Source organism: Cellulosimicrobium sp. ES-005, assembly GCF_040448685.1.
Lineage (GTDB): Bacteria > Actinomycetota > Actinomycetes > Actinomycetales > Cellulomonadaceae > Cellulosimicrobium > Cellulosimicrobium cellulans_G.
In genome coordinates this window covers 4794740-4808429 of record NZ_CP159290.1, presented here as the reverse complement: position 1 = coordinate 4808429, position 13690 = coordinate 4794740, and the positions used below count along the sequence as shown (strand labels likewise).

General features: G+C 75.6%; 16 protein-coding genes. 7 read left to right on the top strand and 9 right to left on the bottom strand.

All coding sequences use genetic code 11. The features are described from left to right. Nucleotides 1-13: 13 nt before the first annotated feature. The 3 genes from ABRQ22_RS21445 to ABRQ22_RS21435 all read right to left on the bottom strand — a co-directional run bounded on the left by ABRQ22_RS21445 (nucleotide 14) and on the right by ABRQ22_RS21435 (nucleotide 3090). Nucleotides 14-280, bottom strand: a complete 267-nt coding sequence (locus tag ABRQ22_RS21445) for a hypothetical protein (protein WP_353708112.1) — start codon at nucleotides 278-280, stop codon at nucleotides 14-16. 320 nt (nucleotides 281-600) lie between these two features. After that, complete coding sequence (locus tag ABRQ22_RS21440; RefSeq protein ID WP_353708111.1) at nucleotides 601-2187, bottom strand: molybdopterin-dependent oxidoreductase; 1587 nt, start codon at nucleotides 2185-2187, stop codon at nucleotides 601-603. An 87-nt stretch (nucleotides 2188-2274) separates the two neighbouring features. Beyond that, complete coding sequence (locus ABRQ22_RS21435) at nucleotides 2275-3090, bottom strand: SDR family NAD(P)-dependent oxidoreductase (protein WP_353708110.1); 816 nt, start codon at nucleotides 3088-3090, stop codon at nucleotides 2275-2277. 231 nt (nucleotides 3091-3321) lie between these two features. Between ABRQ22_RS21435 and ABRQ22_RS21430 the strand changes: the two genes are divergently transcribed. From ABRQ22_RS21430 to ABRQ22_RS21415, 4 genes are all read left to right on the top strand, one after another. Beyond that, nucleotides 3322-4377, top strand: coding sequence for a putative F420-0 ABC transporter substrate-binding protein (locus ABRQ22_RS21430; protein ID WP_353708109.1), 1056 nt, complete (start codon nucleotides 3322-3324; stop codon nucleotides 4375-4377). 86 nt (nucleotides 4378-4463) lie between these two features. After that, on the top strand, nucleotides 4464-5459 hold the full coding sequence (locus tag ABRQ22_RS21425; protein WP_353709602.1) for a putative F420-0 ABC transporter permease subunit: 996 nt from the start codon (nucleotides 4464-4466) through the stop codon (nucleotides 5457-5459). Next, nucleotides 5456-6355 (top strand): putative F420-0 ABC transporter ATP-binding protein, encoded by a 900-nt coding sequence (locus ABRQ22_RS21420; protein ID WP_353708108.1) that lies wholly within the window; start codon nucleotides 5456-5458, stop codon nucleotides 6353-6355. Before ABRQ22_RS21425 ends, ABRQ22_RS21420 begins: the two co-directional genes overlap by 4 nt. A gap of 26 nt (nucleotides 6356-6381) precedes the next feature. Beyond that, nucleotides 6382-6915 carry a hypothetical protein gene (locus ABRQ22_RS21415; protein WP_353708107.1) on the top strand — a complete coding sequence of 178 codons (534 nt, stop codon included), beginning with the start codon at nucleotides 6382-6384 and terminating at the stop codon, nucleotides 6913-6915. A 59-nt stretch (nucleotides 6916-6974) separates the two neighbouring features. Here ABRQ22_RS21415 and ABRQ22_RS21410 read toward each other — a convergent pair whose 3' ends face one another. The 4 genes from ABRQ22_RS21410 to ABRQ22_RS21395 form a co-directional block, all read right to left on the bottom strand. Further along, nucleotides 6975-7400: a TIGR03667 family PPOX class F420-dependent oxidoreductase gene (locus ABRQ22_RS21410; protein WP_353708106.1), complete on the bottom strand. Its 426-nt coding sequence runs from the start codon at nucleotides 7398-7400 to the stop codon at nucleotides 6975-6977. A 2-nt stretch (nucleotides 7401-7402) separates the two neighbouring features. After that, nucleotides 7403-7852: a CoA-binding protein gene (locus ABRQ22_RS21405; RefSeq protein WP_353708105.1), complete on the bottom strand. Its 450-nt coding sequence runs from the start codon at nucleotides 7850-7852 to the stop codon at nucleotides 7403-7405. A gap of 62 nt (nucleotides 7853-7914) precedes the next feature. After that, nucleotides 7915-8385, bottom strand: a complete 471-nt coding sequence (locus ABRQ22_RS21400) for an anthrone oxygenase family protein (protein ID WP_353708104.1) — start codon at nucleotides 8383-8385, stop codon at nucleotides 7915-7917. Beyond that, on the bottom strand, nucleotides 8382-9287 hold the full coding sequence (locus ABRQ22_RS21395) for an NAD(P)H-binding protein (protein WP_353708103.1): 906 nt from the start codon (nucleotides 9285-9287) through the stop codon (nucleotides 8382-8384). Before ABRQ22_RS21395 ends, ABRQ22_RS21400 begins: the two co-directional genes overlap by 4 nt. Before the next feature lie 164 nt (nucleotides 9288-9451). Between ABRQ22_RS21395 and ABRQ22_RS21390 the strand changes: the two genes are divergently transcribed. Next, the gene (locus ABRQ22_RS21390; protein ID WP_253051245.1) at nucleotides 9452-10402 is read left to right on the top strand and encodes an AraC family transcriptional regulator; all 951 of its coding nucleotides are present in this window, start codon (nucleotides 9452-9454) and stop codon (nucleotides 10400-10402) included. Nucleotides 10403-10408: 6 nt separating this feature from the next. Here the strand turns inward: ABRQ22_RS21390 and ABRQ22_RS21385 are convergent, their stop codons facing one another. Then, entirely contained in the window at nucleotides 10409-10912 is a 504-nt protein-coding gene (locus ABRQ22_RS21385; RefSeq protein ID WP_353708102.1) for a metallophosphoesterase, read from the bottom strand. Nucleotides 10913-10962: 50 nt separating this feature from the next. On the opposite strand from ABRQ22_RS21385, the gene ABRQ22_RS21380 reads away from it, so the two are divergent. Then, nucleotides 10963-11385: a nitroreductase family deazaflavin-dependent oxidoreductase gene (locus ABRQ22_RS21380; RefSeq protein WP_353708101.1), complete on the top strand. Its 423-nt coding sequence runs from the start codon at nucleotides 10963-10965 to the stop codon at nucleotides 11383-11385. Between the two features lie 99 nt (nucleotides 11386-11484). On the opposite strand, the gene ABRQ22_RS21375 is transcribed toward ABRQ22_RS21380, so the two are convergent. Next, nucleotides 11485-12753 (bottom strand): chitinase, encoded by a 1269-nt coding sequence (locus ABRQ22_RS21375; protein ID WP_253051242.1) that lies wholly within the window; start codon nucleotides 12751-12753, stop codon nucleotides 11485-11487. Nucleotides 12754-12996: 243 nt separating this feature from the next. On the opposite strand from ABRQ22_RS21375, the gene ABRQ22_RS21370 reads away from it, so the two are divergent. Next, nucleotides 12997-13602, top strand: coding sequence for an HhH-GPD-type base excision DNA repair protein (locus ABRQ22_RS21370; protein WP_253051241.1), 606 nt, complete (start codon nucleotides 12997-12999; stop codon nucleotides 13600-13602). Nucleotides 13603-13690: the final 88 nt, after the last annotated feature.

Below are 13690 nucleotides of genomic sequence, written 5' to 3'. Positions count from 1 at the left end.
GGCCGCGGGGCCGTCAGGCCTGCCCGACGGCGCGGGTCCCGTTCTTCCGGAGGCTCGCCGGTGATGGCCGGGTCGACGCCTGTGCGTCCATGGTAGCCGCCGCGCGGCGGCGCGCGGTGTAGGCGTCGATGTCCCGCGCGACGAGCCACTCGAGCGTGAGCGGCGGGCGGGCGTCGTGCCCGACGGCGGTCGTCGCGGCGGGCGGGCGGGCGGGCTCGCGCGACGGCGCGGCGAGCGACGTCGTCGGGCGGTAGCGGGGAAAGCTCCGGGGAACGTACATGGTGTGGTCTCGCGTCCTGTGCTCGGCGGGCGTCCGGAGGTGCAGACCCGGGCGTCGCGCGGGACTCATCGATGAGCCCGTGGCACGAGACCGGCGACCGTCACGCCCCTTCGTCAGGAGGGAGGGGCGGGAAGCTGCTCGCGGACACCAGGTCGAGGCTGCGCAGGGCGCCGCGAGCCCTCAACAACAGGTGGCGGAGGAGACCTGCGGGCGCGCGTCGACGAGCGTGCGGCTCGTGGGGCGCGGGGAGGTCACGCGGACATGGTGCCAGGGCGGACCCGGGCGGACAACCCCGCGTCCACGGGCCGGACGCGGTCCCGTCAGTCGACGCGGACCGTGACCTCGTGCCACCCCGACGCGCCGTCGGGCGCGGGCGGGGCGACGTCGGCGGTCTGCGTCCGGCCGTCGGCGTCGGTCGCGCGGACCGTCAGGCGGTGCTCGCCCGGCGTGGCGTCCCACGCGTACGACCACTGCCGCCACGTGTCGGGGCCCACCGTCTCGGCGAGCGTCGCGGTGCGCCACGTGCCGTCGTCGACCCGGACCTCCACGCCCGCGATCCCCGTGTGCTGCGCCCACGCGACGCCCGCGACGGTCACGACGCCCGCCGGGACCGGCGCCCCCGCGCGCGGCGTGTCGACGCGCGACGCGAGCTTGATCGGGCCGCGCTCGGACCAGCCGCGCGTGGACCAGTACGCGACGTCGTCGGCGAACGTCGTGACCTTGAGCTCGGTGACCCACTTGGTCGCGGACACGTAGCCGTAGAGCCCCGGGACGACGAGCCGCGCGGGGAACCCGTGCTCCGCGGGCAGCGGCTCGCCGTTCATCCCGACGGCGAGCAGGCACGCGCGGTCGGGGTCGGTGAGCACGTCGAGCGGGGTGCTCGCGGTCCAGCCGTCGGCGCTCGTGGACAGGACCATGTCGGCGCCGTCGCGCACCCCGGCGCGCGCGAGCAGCTCGCGCACGGGGTAGCCGAGCCACCGCGCGTTGCCGACGAGGTCGCCGCCGACCTCGTTCGACACGCACGTGAGCGTCACGTGGTGCTCCGTGAGCGGGAGCGCGAGCAGATCGTCGAGCGTGAGCTCGAACGGCTCGTCGACGAGACCGGTCACGCGCAGCGTCCACGAGGTGGGGTCGACCTGGGGCACGCGCAGCGCGGTGTCGATCCGGTAGAAGTCGCCGTTGGGCGTCACGTACGGCGCGAGGCCTGGCACCCGCAGGTCCGCCCCGGCGGGGACGGCCGGGGCGGGCGTCGCCGGGGAGGGCAGCCGCAGCGCCTCGCGCGCGGCCGTGACGGCGCGCGACCCGGCCGACACCGCCCGGGACGTCGCGAGCGCGACGACGCCCGCCGCGGCGGCGAGGCCGGTGACGAGGAGGAAGCGGCGCCGGTCCATCGGGCCACGGACCCCGGTGACCGCCCGGCCGTCGTCGGCGACGCTCTCGGCGAGGAGCCCCGCGTCCGACGGGCCGCGCAGCGGCGCGAGGGACGCCCGGAGCAGCAGGACCGCGACCCCGACCCCGACGAGCGACGGCAGCGCCCACGCGACGCTCGCGCCCGGCCGGGCCGCGGCCACGACGGCTCCGACGGCGCCGACGGCGCCCAGCAGCACGGACCCCCACGGCGGGCGGCGCAGCTCGAGCCAGCCCGCGAGCGCCGCGCCCGCGGCGAGGACGACCGCCATGCCGCCGAGCAGCACCGCCTTGTCGGCGGTCCCGAACGTCGCGACCGCCCAGTCCTTGACCGGCCCGGGGACGGCGTCGACCACCCCGGCGCCCGCGGCGAAGAGCGGGCTCGACCCCGGCCCGACGAGCGCCGCGACGAGCTCGACGACCGCGAACCCGACGGCCGCGCACACGACCCCCGCGAGCGCGGCCCACGCTCCCGCCCGACCGTTCCGACCGCCGCCCATCCGCCGACCTCCTGTCGCTCCCAGTGAACGCCCGTCACGGGCTCCGCGCTACGGCCTCGGCCCTGCGCCGTCTCCGCGGGTCGTCGCTCAGGCGGTCTCGACGCCCTTGGGGACGAGCGGGGCGCGCCACAGGGAGTACGTCGACGCCTGGGCGACGGGGCGCAGGACCAGCGAGTCGATGTTGACGTGGTGCGGGCGCGTGACGGCGAAGGTCACGACGTCGGCGACGTCGTCGGCGGTGAGCGGGTCCACGACCCCGGCGTACACGGCGTCGGCGCCGGCCTGGTCCCCGTGGTAGCGGTTGAGCGAGAACTCCGGCGTGTGCACGAGGCCGGGCGCGATCTCGATGACGCGGATCGGCTCGCCGACCAGCTCCAGGCGGAGCGTCTTGGCGACACCGAGCAGCGCGTGCTTGGACGCGACGTAGCCGGACCCGCCGACGTACGTGTCGTGGCCGGCGGTCGACGTCATGAGCACGATGTCGCCCCGGCGCGACGCGCGCAGGAGAGGCAGGAACGCCTTCGTCACGCGCACGGTGCCGAGCACGTTCGTCTCGTACATCGCGCGCCACTCGTCGATCTTCGCCTCGTCCACGTGGTCGACGCCGAGCCCGAACCCGGCGATGTTGAGCAGCGCGTGCACCGGCCCGCGCGCGCCCGCCTCCGCGACGAGGCGCGCGACGTCGTCGTCGGACGTGACGTCGCCGACGACCGGGTGGGCGCCCGTGCGCTCCGCGACCTCCGTGAGCCGGTCCGCGCGCCGCGCGAACGCGACGACGTCCCAGCCGCGGGCGCGCAGGAACCGCACGCACGCCTCGCCGATGCCCGACGACGCGCCGGTCACCACCGCGCGCAGCGGTGCGGTCGAGGGGCTCTGGGCAGGCAGGTTCGATGGCTCCGTCACGACGGACACTCTGCCACGACGGACCGCCGGAGGGACTAGGCTGGCGGAGGACCACGGGCCCCGTACTGGCCCGTCCGGGCGGCACGGATCTGTGCCGCGGGTCCGCGCGACGCGAGATGACGCGTCGGTCCCGGCCGGCTCTCGCCGGCCGGCATCGAGAACGCACCGCCGCAGCGGCGTGCCCGTCGAGGGTTCGCCGCGCCGCACCCGACCCCCCCGGAGACCTCGCCCGTGCCCTCGTCCCGCACCGTGCACCGCCAGCCCGTCCGCCGCGCCGTCCTCGTGCTCCCGACCGCCACGCTCGCCCTGCTGCTCGCCGCCTGCTCGTCGGGCACCGCACCTGGCGACGAGCCGACCGCGGGCGTCGACGCCACGCCGTCGGGCGACGCGAGGGCGACCACCTACCCCCTCACGCTCGACGACTGCGGGTTCGAGGTGACGTTCGACGCGGCGCCGGAGCGCGTGGTGACGATCAAGTCGAGCACGACGGAGATGCTGCTCGCGCTCGGGCTGGGCGACCGGATCGTCGCGAGCGCGTTCGCCGACGGCCCGGTCCCCGAGTCGCTCGCCGACGCCGCGGCGGACGTCCCCGCCGTCGCCGAGCCGCTCTCGGACAAGGTGCCCGGTGCGGAGGCGGTCCTGGAGACCGAGCCCGACCTCGTCTACGCGGGCTGGGAGTCCAACCTCACGGCGGAGGGCGCAGGCGACCGCGAGACGCTCGCGCAGCTCGGCGTCGCGACCTACGTCTCCCCCGCCGCGTGCAAGGCGCCCGAGTACATGCCCGACCCGCTGACGTTCGACGACGTTTTCGCCGAGATCACCGAGGTCGGCACGATCTTCGACGCGCAGGACGCGGCCGCCGACCTCGTCGCGGAGCAGCGCGCGACGCTCGACGGCGTCGCCCGGGACGAGCGCGGGCTCACGGCCCTGTGGTACTCGTCCGGCGACGACATCCCGTACGTCGGCGCAGGCATCGGCGCGCCGCAGATGATCATGGACGCCGTCGGCCTGGAGAACGTCGCGGGCGACGTGCACGACACCTGGACCGCGTTCGCGTGGGAGGAGGCGATCGCCGCCGACCCCGACGTCCTCGTCCTGGTCGACGCGGCGTGGAACACCGCCGAGGCGAAGATCGAGCGGCTCGAGTCCAACCCGGCGACGGCCGAGATGGCGGCCGTGCGCGAGGGCCGCTACCTGACGGTCCCGTTCCCGGCGACCGAGGCCGGCGTGCGCAACGTCGACGCCGTCGTGGACCTCGCGGCACAGCTGGAGGCGCTCGGCCTGTGACCACGCTGCGCACCCGGCCCGCCCCCGCGCCGCCCGCCCGACGGGACGGCGCGGGGACCGGCGCGCGCCGGGGCGCGGGCTGGTGGGTGCCGGTCGGCGTCGGCGCCCTCGTCGTGACGGTGCTCGTCACGGTGACGATCGGCCCGGCGGACCTCGCGGTCGGGGACGTGTGGCGCTCCGTCGCGACGCACCTCGGGCTCGGCGGGCTGCTCGGCCTCGAGCCGCTCGGGGCCCTCCAGGACGGCATGGTGTGGCAGCTTCGCCTCCCCCGCGTGCTCACCGCGGCGGCCGTGGGCGCGGGTCTCGCCGTGTGCGGCGTCGTCATGCAGTCGCTCACGCGCAACCCCCTCGCGGACCCGTACCTCCTCGGGCTGTCCTCGGGAGCGTCGCTCGGCGCGGTGCTCGTGCTCGTCGCCGGGTTGACCGTGCTCCTGCCGGTCGCGGCGTTCGGGGGCGCCGTGCTCGCGCTCGTCGCGGCGCTCGGCCTCGCCGGCGCGCTCGGCGCGCTCACGCCGACGCGGACCGTGCTCGCGGGCCTCGCGGTGAGCCAGCTCGCGGCGGCCGCGACGAGCTTCGTCATCTTCTGGTCCGCGACCGGCGACTCCTACCGCGAGATCCTCTCGTGGCTCATGGGGTCCGTCGCCGGAGCGACGTGGACCTCCGTCGCGGTCGCGGGCGGCGCGACCCTCGTGCTCGGGACCCTGCTCGCGTCGACCGGTTCCGTGCTGGACGCCTTCACGTTCGGCGACACCGCCGCGTCCACGCTCGGGGTCGACGTCGCGCGCGTGCGCTGGACGCTGCTCGTGGGCGTCGCGCTGCTCACCGGGGCGCTCGTCTCCCAGTCGGGGTCCATCGGGTTCGTCGGCCTGATCCTGCCGCACGCCGTGCGGCTCCTCACGGGCGCGCGGCACCGGCTGCTCCTGCCGCTCTCCGCGCTGTTCGGGGCGACGTTCCTCGTCTGGGCGGACACGCTCGCGCGCACGGTGTTCGCGCCTCGCGAGCTGCCTGTCGGGATCGTTACGGCCGCGATCGGCGCGCCGGTGTTCGCGCTGCTCCTGTGGCGAGGGAGGAAGGCCGCATGAGCGGGACGACGCGCACGACGGCGCACGCGGCTCCCCCGGTCGGCGCCGACGCCGTGCCGGACCGCCTCGGCGACGGGACCAGCCCGTCCGGTCGCGACGGCACGGACGGGCTCGACGCCACACGCGTGTCCTGGTCCGTCGACGGTCGCCTGATCCTCGACGGCGTCGACTGCACCGCTCCGGCCGGCGCGGTGAGCGGGCTGCTCGGGCCCAACGGCTCCGGCAAGTCGACCCTCCTGCGCGTGCTCGCGGGGGTGCGCGCCCCGTCCACGGGGCCCGACGACGCCGCGCGGGCGCGCTTCGACGGCGCGGACCTGCTCACGATGCCGCGGCGGCGACGCGCGCGCGTGCTCGCGCTCGTCGAGCAGGACGCGACGACCGACCTCCCGCTCTCCGTGCTCGACGCCGTCCTGCTGGGCCGCATCCCCCACCGATCGCTCCTGGCGGGCGACTCCGCGCACGACCGGGAGGTGGCCGCCGCGGCGCTCGCCCGCGCCGGGATGTCCGGCTTCGCCGAGCGGGAGGTCGCGACCCTCTCCGGCGGCGAGCGCCAGCGCGTGCACCTGGCGCGCGCGCTCGCGCAGGAGCCCGCGCTGCTCCTGCTCGACGAGCCGACCAACCACCTCGACATCGCCGCGCAGCTCGACACGATGCGCGTCCTGCGCGACCTCGCCGACGACGGGGTGACCGTCCTCGCCGCGCTCCACGACCTCAACCTCGCGGCGCAGACGTGCGACCACGTCGTCGTGCTGGCGGACGGGCGGGTCGTCGCCGCGGGCGACGTGCGCGAGGTCCTGGTCCCCGAGGTGCTCGACCCGGTCTACGGCGTGCGGTGCGAGGTGCTCACCCACCCCCGGACGGGCCGACCCGTCCTCACGTTCGCGCCGCGGGACTGAACGACCCGCTCGCGTACCCTCGGCGGGTGCGTCTCTCGCTGGTTCCCCGTCGTGCGCCGATGCTCGCCGCGGCCGGGCTCGCCGTGGCCTGCGCCGTGTCTCTCTCCGGCTGCGCGGTGCTCGACGGGCGGTCCCCGTTCGACAGCTCGAACGTCTCGTACGCGGACGTCGAACGGGCCCTGCCCGGGGTCCAGGACGCGCTGGACGAGGCGGACCTCCCCGTCGAGGTGAGCCTGTACACCGGTTCGAGCAACTGCGAGGGCGCGTGCGACCTGGGTGTCGGGGTGAGCCTGCTGCCGGCCGAGGACGCGCCACGCCCCGACCTGCACCCGGACGCGCTGGCCGCGGTGCTCGTGGTCGTGCTGCCCGAGGAGTCGGGCATGCCCGTGTACGTCAGGACCGGGGTCTCCGAGGACGGCGCGGGCCTCGACCTCGAGCCCGCGGCCCGTGCCCTCGGACTGGACGAGCCTCCCTTCTCGATGTCGATCGGCGAGGTGCACGTCCCGAAGGACGAGCTCGACACGGCGCTCGAGCTGGCGGTCGCCCGCCTCGACCGCTGACCGCGGCCTTCCGGGTCGTGTCTTCACCTTGACCGGCCGGGCCGAGGCGCGGTGCTCGCTCAGTAGCCGCGGAGGCGCTCCAGACGGACGCGCACGGTGACGGAGTAGTCCTCGTGGAAGCCGTCGGGAGTCATGCCGAGGCCGCGGATCCCCTCGCCGTACTTCGCGTCGTACGCGACGCGCTCGTCGGGTGAGAGGCCGGCGTCGTCGATCGCGGCGGTGCCGGTGAGGACGACGACGTCGTCCCCCGACCGGGTGCTGTTGAGGTGCACCGCGACGCGGTGGTTCCCGCGGACGTTGCGCAGCTTCGCGGTGCGGGGCTGGGACTTGACCACGACCTCGTCCGCACCGTCCCACACGAACCACACGGGGGTCGGCTGGGGGGCGTCGTGCGGGTCGACGGTCACGAACCACAGGACCGGCTCGGCGGCGAGACGGGTCGCGGCGCGCGAGCCCAGGTCGGACGTGGTGTCGATCGCGGGCACGGTCACGCCTCCTTCGTGGTGGTCGCGGCCAGGCGCGGCAGCTCGATCGCGGGGCAGCGGTCCATGACCATGTCGAGCCCGGCGTCGCGCACGCGCTGCGCGGCGTCCTCGTCGATCACGTCGAGCTGGAACCAGACCGCCTTCGCGCCGATCGCGACGGCCTGGTCGGCGACGTCGCCCGCGAGCTCGGAGCGCACGAACACGTCGACGACGTCGACCGGGAACGGGACGTCCGCGAGCGTGGCGTAGCCCTGCTCGTCGTGCACGGTCTCCGCGGACGGGTGGACGGGGACGATGCGCTTGCCGTGCTGCTGGAGCACGCGCGCCACGCCGTACGCAGCGCGCGACGTGTTGTTCGACAGGCCGACGACGGCCCAGGTCTCGGTGCCCTCGAGCACCCGACGGATGGTCTCCTGCTCGTCGGCCGGCGCGGCCGCTGCGACGTCGCTCATGTCGTGCGCAACCGGCCCCCCGCCGTGGCTATTCCGCGACGGAGGCCCGGCGCGCGGGCACCTCAGACGAGCGCGACCGCCAGCAGCGCGGTCGCCACCGCGCCGGCGACGGTCCGCACGTGGTTCCACGCGAGCCAGCGCGGGAGGAACGCGGCCCACGCGGCGGCGAGGTCCGCGGGCCGCTCCGCCGCCGCGTCGAGACGCTCGTTGAGCGGGACGTTGCCCACGGCCGTGACGCCGAGGATCCCGACAGCGGAGACCACCGCGCCCGCGAGCGCCCGCACCGCGCCGGGCGACCCGCCGACCAGGCCGACGACGGCCGCCGCGGCGGGCACGAGCACGCTGGCCGCGAGCAGGAGCATCAGCGGCGGGCGCAGCGCGTCCTCGTTGATCGCGACCATGGCCGCGGCCCCGTCGGCGGCGGGGAGGCGGCGCAGCCCGCCCATCACGAACGTGGAGAACGCGAAGAGCACCCCGCCCGCGAGCCCCGTCGCGACCGCACCCGCGACGACGAGCACCGCGAAGGCGCTCACGAGGGCTGCCCGGACGTCGACGTGACCGTCGCCGGCCAGGTCGCGGCCTCGCGCACCGCGAACTCGCGGAAGTCGCGCGGCTCGCGGCCCAACGCCTGCCGGACGCCGTCGGCGACCGGGGTCCCGCGGCCGTCGAGCACCTCGGTGAAGAGGTAGCGCATGAGGCCCACGACGTCGTCGGGCAGCCCGATCGCCCGCAGCCCCGCGACGAACTCGTCCATGGTGATCGGCGCGAACCGCACGTCGTGCCCGCTCGCCCTCGCGATCTCCGCCACCGCCTCGGCGAACGTGATCGCACGCGGCCCGGTGAGCTCGTAGACCCGGCCGGCGTGCGCGTCGTCGACGAGAGCAGCGACCGCGACGTCGGCGACGTCCTCGAGGTCGACGAACGGCTCGGCGACCCGGTCCACCGGGAGCGCGAGGACGCCGTCGAGCACGGGATCGAGCAGGAAGCTCTCGCTGAAGTTCTGGTCGAAGAACGCGCACCGGACCACGGTGCGGCCGGGGAACGCCTCGGCGACCAGCACCTCCGCGCGCTGTGCCTCGACCTCGCCGCGACCGGAGAGCAGGACGAGGCGGCGCACCCCCGCCTCCCGGGCGAGCGCCGCGAACCGGGCGACGGTCTCCGGGGAGCCCGGGATCGCGAGGTCGGGCACGTAGACCGCGTACACCGCCTCGGCCCCGGCGACCGCGGGGCGCCACGTGGTCTCGTCCTCCCAGTCGAAGCGGACGGCCCCGGAGCGGGACGCGCGCCGCACGGGGAGCCCGAGGGCGTCGAGGCGGTCGGCGACCCGGCGGCCGGTCTTGCCCGTCGCGCCGAGGACCAGGACCGGACCGGGGGCCGGGGCAGCGGTCGGGGTGTCGGTCGAGGCGGGAACCGGGTTCGGTGTCGTAGCGCTCATGGCGTCTCTCCTGTCGAGCGTCGGTGCGGGGACGAATGCCAGTCAACCGGGCACCGGCGAGACGTGACATGGCCCTGACGCTCGTCTCCATACGCGACCGTCTCACGTCCCCGCGGCGCCTCGACCCCTGGCCGCGGCTCCGGGACGGTGCGTACCCTGACCGGATGGACGTCGTCGCCGGGCTCCTCGACGGGCCGCGCGCCCGCGGCGCCTTCCTCCTGCGCAGCCACCTCCGGGCCCCGTGGGGCATGCGCATCGAGGACGAGGCGCCGCTGACGATCGTGCCCGTGCTGCGCGGCTCGGGCTGGGTCGGGCCGGTCGTGGGCGACGACGGCGCGGACCCGGGCGAGCACGTCGGGGCGGGGGACGTCGTCCTGCTGCGCGGCCCCGACCACTACGTCGTGGCGGACGCGCCGACGACCGCGCCCCAGGTGGTCATCGGGCCCGAGTCCGACATGTGCCGTGCGGTCGACGGCGGGCCCTCCCCCATGACGGTGCTCGGCGTGCGGTCGTGGGGCAACGACCCCGGTGGCGAGACCGTCATCATCACGGGCACCTACCCGCTCGACGGCGAGGTGGGCCGTCGCGTCCTGCGCGTCCTGCCGCAGCGCGTGGTGCTGCGCAGCGGCGACGTCGACGGGACGCTCGTGGAGATGCTCGCGCGCGAGGTCGTCCAGGACCTGCCCGGGCAGGAGGCGGTGCTCGACCGCCTGCTCGACCTCCTCCTCATCTCGTGCCTGCGCACGTGGCTCTCGCGCGACGACGCACCCGGCTGGTACCGCGCCGACGCGGATCCGGTGGTCGGCGCGGCGCTGCGCCTCATCCACCACGACCCGGCCCGCGCCTGGACCGTGGACGCGCTCGCGCGCGAGGTCGGGCTGTCGCGCGCGGCGTTCTCGCGGCGCTTCACCACGCTCGTCGGCGAGCCGCCGATGAGCTACCTCACCGGCTGGCGCCTCGACCTCGCGGCGGACCTCCTGCTGGAGCCCGACGCCACCCTGACGTCGGTCGCACGCGCGGTCGGGTACGCGACGCCGTTCGCGCTGAGCGCCGCCTTCAAGCGCGTGCGCGGCGTGAGCCCCGCCGCGCACCGGGCGCGCGCGGGCGCCGCCTGAGGCGGCTCACCGCGGCACCGGCACGAGCGCGACGTCCCGGAGCACGCCGTCGTCGACGACGGCCGTGAGGTACGTCCCGACCGGCTGACGACGGCGGTCCGTCGGCGACCCGGGGTTGAGGAGCCGCAGCCCGCCCGGCGAGGTCGTGTCCCACGGGACGTGGCTGTGCCCGAAGACCAGGAGGTCCGCGCCCGGGAACGCGGCGTCGGCGCGCCGCTCGCGCCCCTGCTTCGTCCCCGTCTCGTGCACGACGACGAGCCGCAGCCCGTCGATCGTCGCGCGCGCCACCTCGGGCAGACGCGCGTGCAGCGCGGGGCCGTCGTTGTTGCCGGCGACCCCGACCAGCCGGGACGCCCGCGCCTCCAGCGCGTCCAGCAGGTCGGCGCTCACCCAGTCGCCCGCGTGCACCACGACGTCGGCGTCGTCGACCGCGCGCCACACCTGGTCCGGGAGCGCCCGCGCCCGGACGGGGACGTGGGTGTCGCTCAGCAGGAGCAGGCGGGTCGGCACGGGTCTCACGATAGGTCGCGCGGACGGTCCGCGCCGGGCCACGATGGGGCATGCCGATCCCTCGCTGGGTGACCCGCAGCAACAAGCGCTTCCTCAACCCCGTGATGCTGCGCGTCGCGACCGGCGTCGGGCCGATGGCGGTCGCGCGCCACGTGGGCCGACGCAGCGGCCGCGTCTACCGCACGCCCGTCTTCGCGTTCGCGTACCGCGACGCGCCGGGAGAGCCGGTCCGCGTCGTCCTCGCGCTCACGTACGGGCCGGACGTCGACTGGGTGCGCAACGTCGACGCCGCGGGCGGGTTCGTGCTGGAGCGGCGGGGCGAGGAGTTCCGCGTCGAGGACCTGCGCCGCGTCACGGGCGAGGACGGGCTGCGGCTCCTGCCCGGCTGGACGAGCGCCGTCCTGCGCCGCACAGGGGTGGACGAGTTCCGGACCGGGAGACTGCTGCGGGCGTCGACCGCGACGTCCGCCTAGCACCGCGCCCGTGCCGCGTCCCGCGGTCGACGCTCGTGCACCACGAGACGGCGGACGCCCGGCCGGACGTCCGGCCGGGCGTCCGCGAGCGCCAGCGGATCAGCACGCGCCGAGGTCGGCCCACGGGCCCCAGGTCGCGGCGCCGGGCTTCTCCCCGAGCGTCCACCACTTGGCCTTCCACGTGTGCCCCTCGAAGGACGCCGTCGTCCCGGCCACGTACACCTGCGACGCGCTCCACGGCGCCGCCGTGCAGGTCGGGTCGGTCGGGTCGGTGGGGTCCGTCGGGTCGGTGGGGTCCGTCGGGTCTGTCGGGTCCGTCGCGCCGGAGGTGAACGGCGCGAACTTCTTCGAGAACTCGAACTTCTGCTGCGCCAGCCCGGAGCAGTCGTCCTGCGTCGTCTGCGCGCCGGCACAGCCGCCGGTGTCGCGGTGCAGTGCCCAGAACGACAGGTAGGCGACGCCCTTCTGCCGCGCGAAGGCGAGCACCGAGTCCGCGTTCGCGAGGGAGAACGTCTCCCCCACGCCCCAGTCGGAGACGCCGATCATCTCCGTGATGCCGACCATGTTCCAGAGCTGCGCGTCCGTCTTCGACGGGTAGATCGTCTTGAGGAAGCTCACCAGGCCGGTCGTCGCGGTGACGGTGTCCTGCGCCATGTTCGCGCGGTCGCCCTCCCAGTAGTCGAACGTCATGACGTTGACGACCGAGACCTCGACGCCGTTCGTCACGGCGTTGCGCAGCAGGTTCTTGCCCGACGCGGCCAGGCCCTGCGTCGTGGTCGGCAGCGTGTACTGCACCTCGAACGTCCGGCCGTTGGCCTTGGCCCAGTCCTGGACGATCTTCAGCGCCTTGTTGCGACGGTCCACCCCGGCGCTGCTGTTGATCGAGTCCGCCTCGATGTCGAAGTCGATGCGCTCGACGTCGTAGGTCGTGATCAGCTTCTGGATCTGCGCCGCGATCGCGTTGACGTCCGTGCACGAGTCCGCCAGCTCCGTGAGCTGCCCGTCCTCGGTCGCGTCGTCCGCGGTCCAGCCGCCGAGGGACGGGATCACGTTGCCGCCGCGCGCCTGGATCGCGTCCACCTGGGCGCCGAAGCTCGACGGCGCGATCGGCAGCGACGTGTCGCCGTTCCAGTAGAGCGTGCACGACCCCTGCCGCTCGGTCTGGGCGAACGCCAGCGTGATGTGGTCGGCGCCGGCCTGCTGGGACACCGCGCTGATGTCGTCGCCCAGCCACATCTCGTAGTACGGCGAGAACACGTGGTCGGGGATCGGCGTCGCGGCGGACGCCGGCTGCGCGGCGAGGCCGACGGCCGCGCCGACGGCGAGCGCCGTCGTGGTCGCGAGCGTGAGCAGCTTCCTTCGGAACATGGGAACCTCCGGTCCAGGCCGGCGTCGTCCGTGGCGCCGGGTGCGGGAGACGTCGGCGCAGCGGGCGACCGACGGATCGACGCTACGGCGTCCGCGACCCGCGCCCATCGGTGCGATTGCGTATCTTTCGCGATCTACGCGTCCGTAGCACCCCGTATACGGATGCCCCGGGCGACGACCCTGCGCGGCTCCGCGGGACCCGCGACCGGACGGAGGCGCCGCCGTCCTGCCATGATGGACGGCATGACCGACCAGCTCTGGATCACCGGCGACCCCGACGCGGACGCGCTCCTCAGCGACGACGCCTTCGCCCTCCTCGTCGGCATGCTCCTCGACCAGCAGTACCCCATGGAGCACGCGTTCGCGGGACCGCGCAAGATCCGCGACCGCCTCGGCTCCATCGACCCGCGCGCCGTCGCGGAGGCGGACCCCGACGCGTTCGTCACGCTCGCGACGACGCCCCCGGCCATCCACCGGTACGGGCGCTCCATGGCGGCCCGGGTGCAGGACCTGGCGCGCGTCGTCGTCGACGAGTACGACGGCGACGCGACCCGGATCTGGACCGCGCCCGGCGCCGGCGACGACGGCACGGCGGCGCCGACCGGCGCGGAGGTCCTCGCCCGGCTGCGCGCGCTGCCCGGGTACGGCGACCAGAAGGCCCGGATCTTCCTCGCGCTGCTCGGCAAGCAGCGCGGCGTGCAGCCGGCGGGATGGCGGGAGGCGGCGGGCCACTACGGCGACGAGGGGTCGCGCCGGTCCATCGCCGACGTCACGAGCGCGGAGTCGCTCGCGGAGGTCCGCACGTTCAAGAAGGCGCAGAAGGCCGCGGCGAAGGCCGCGAAGGCCTGACCCGGCGGGCACGTTCGCGGGCCCCACCACCGGCAGCACCGCGACGGACGCCCGCGTGCGCGGCGACGCCCGGCCGCTATCGTCGGCG

Coding starts and splice junctions, on each gene's coding strand:
- ABRQ22_RS21445 (WP_353708112.1), bottom strand. CDS start 280: ATGTACGTTCCCCGGAGCTTTCCCCGCTACCGCCCGACGACGTCGCTC.
- ABRQ22_RS21440 (WP_353708111.1), bottom strand. CDS start 2,187: ATGGGCGGCGGTCGGAACGGTCGGGCGGGAGCGTGGGCCGCGCTCGCG.
- ABRQ22_RS21420 (WP_353708108.1), top strand. CDS start 5,456: ATGAGCGGGACGACGCGCACGACGGCGCACGCGGCTCCCCCGGTCGGC.
- ABRQ22_RS21405 (WP_353708105.1), bottom strand. CDS start 7,852: ATGAGCGACGTCGCAGCGGCCGCGCCGGCCGACGAGCAGGAGACCATC.
- ABRQ22_RS21395 (WP_353708103.1), bottom strand. CDS start 9,287: ATGAGCGCTACGACACCGAACCCGGTTCCCGCCTCGACCGACACCCCG.
- ABRQ22_RS21390 (WP_253051245.1), top strand. CDS start 9,452: ATGGACGTCGTCGCCGGGCTCCTCGACGGGCCGCGCGCCCGCGGCGCC.
- ABRQ22_RS21380 (WP_353708101.1), top strand. CDS start 10,963: ATGCCGATCCCTCGCTGGGTGACCCGCAGCAACAAGCGCTTCCTCAAC.
- ABRQ22_RS21375 (WP_253051242.1), bottom strand. CDS start 12,753: ATGTTCCGAAGGAAGCTGCTCACGCTCGCGACCACGACGGCGCTCGCC.
- ABRQ22_RS21370 (WP_253051241.1), top strand. CDS start 12,997: ATGACCGACCAGCTCTGGATCACCGGCGACCCCGACGCGGACGCGCTC.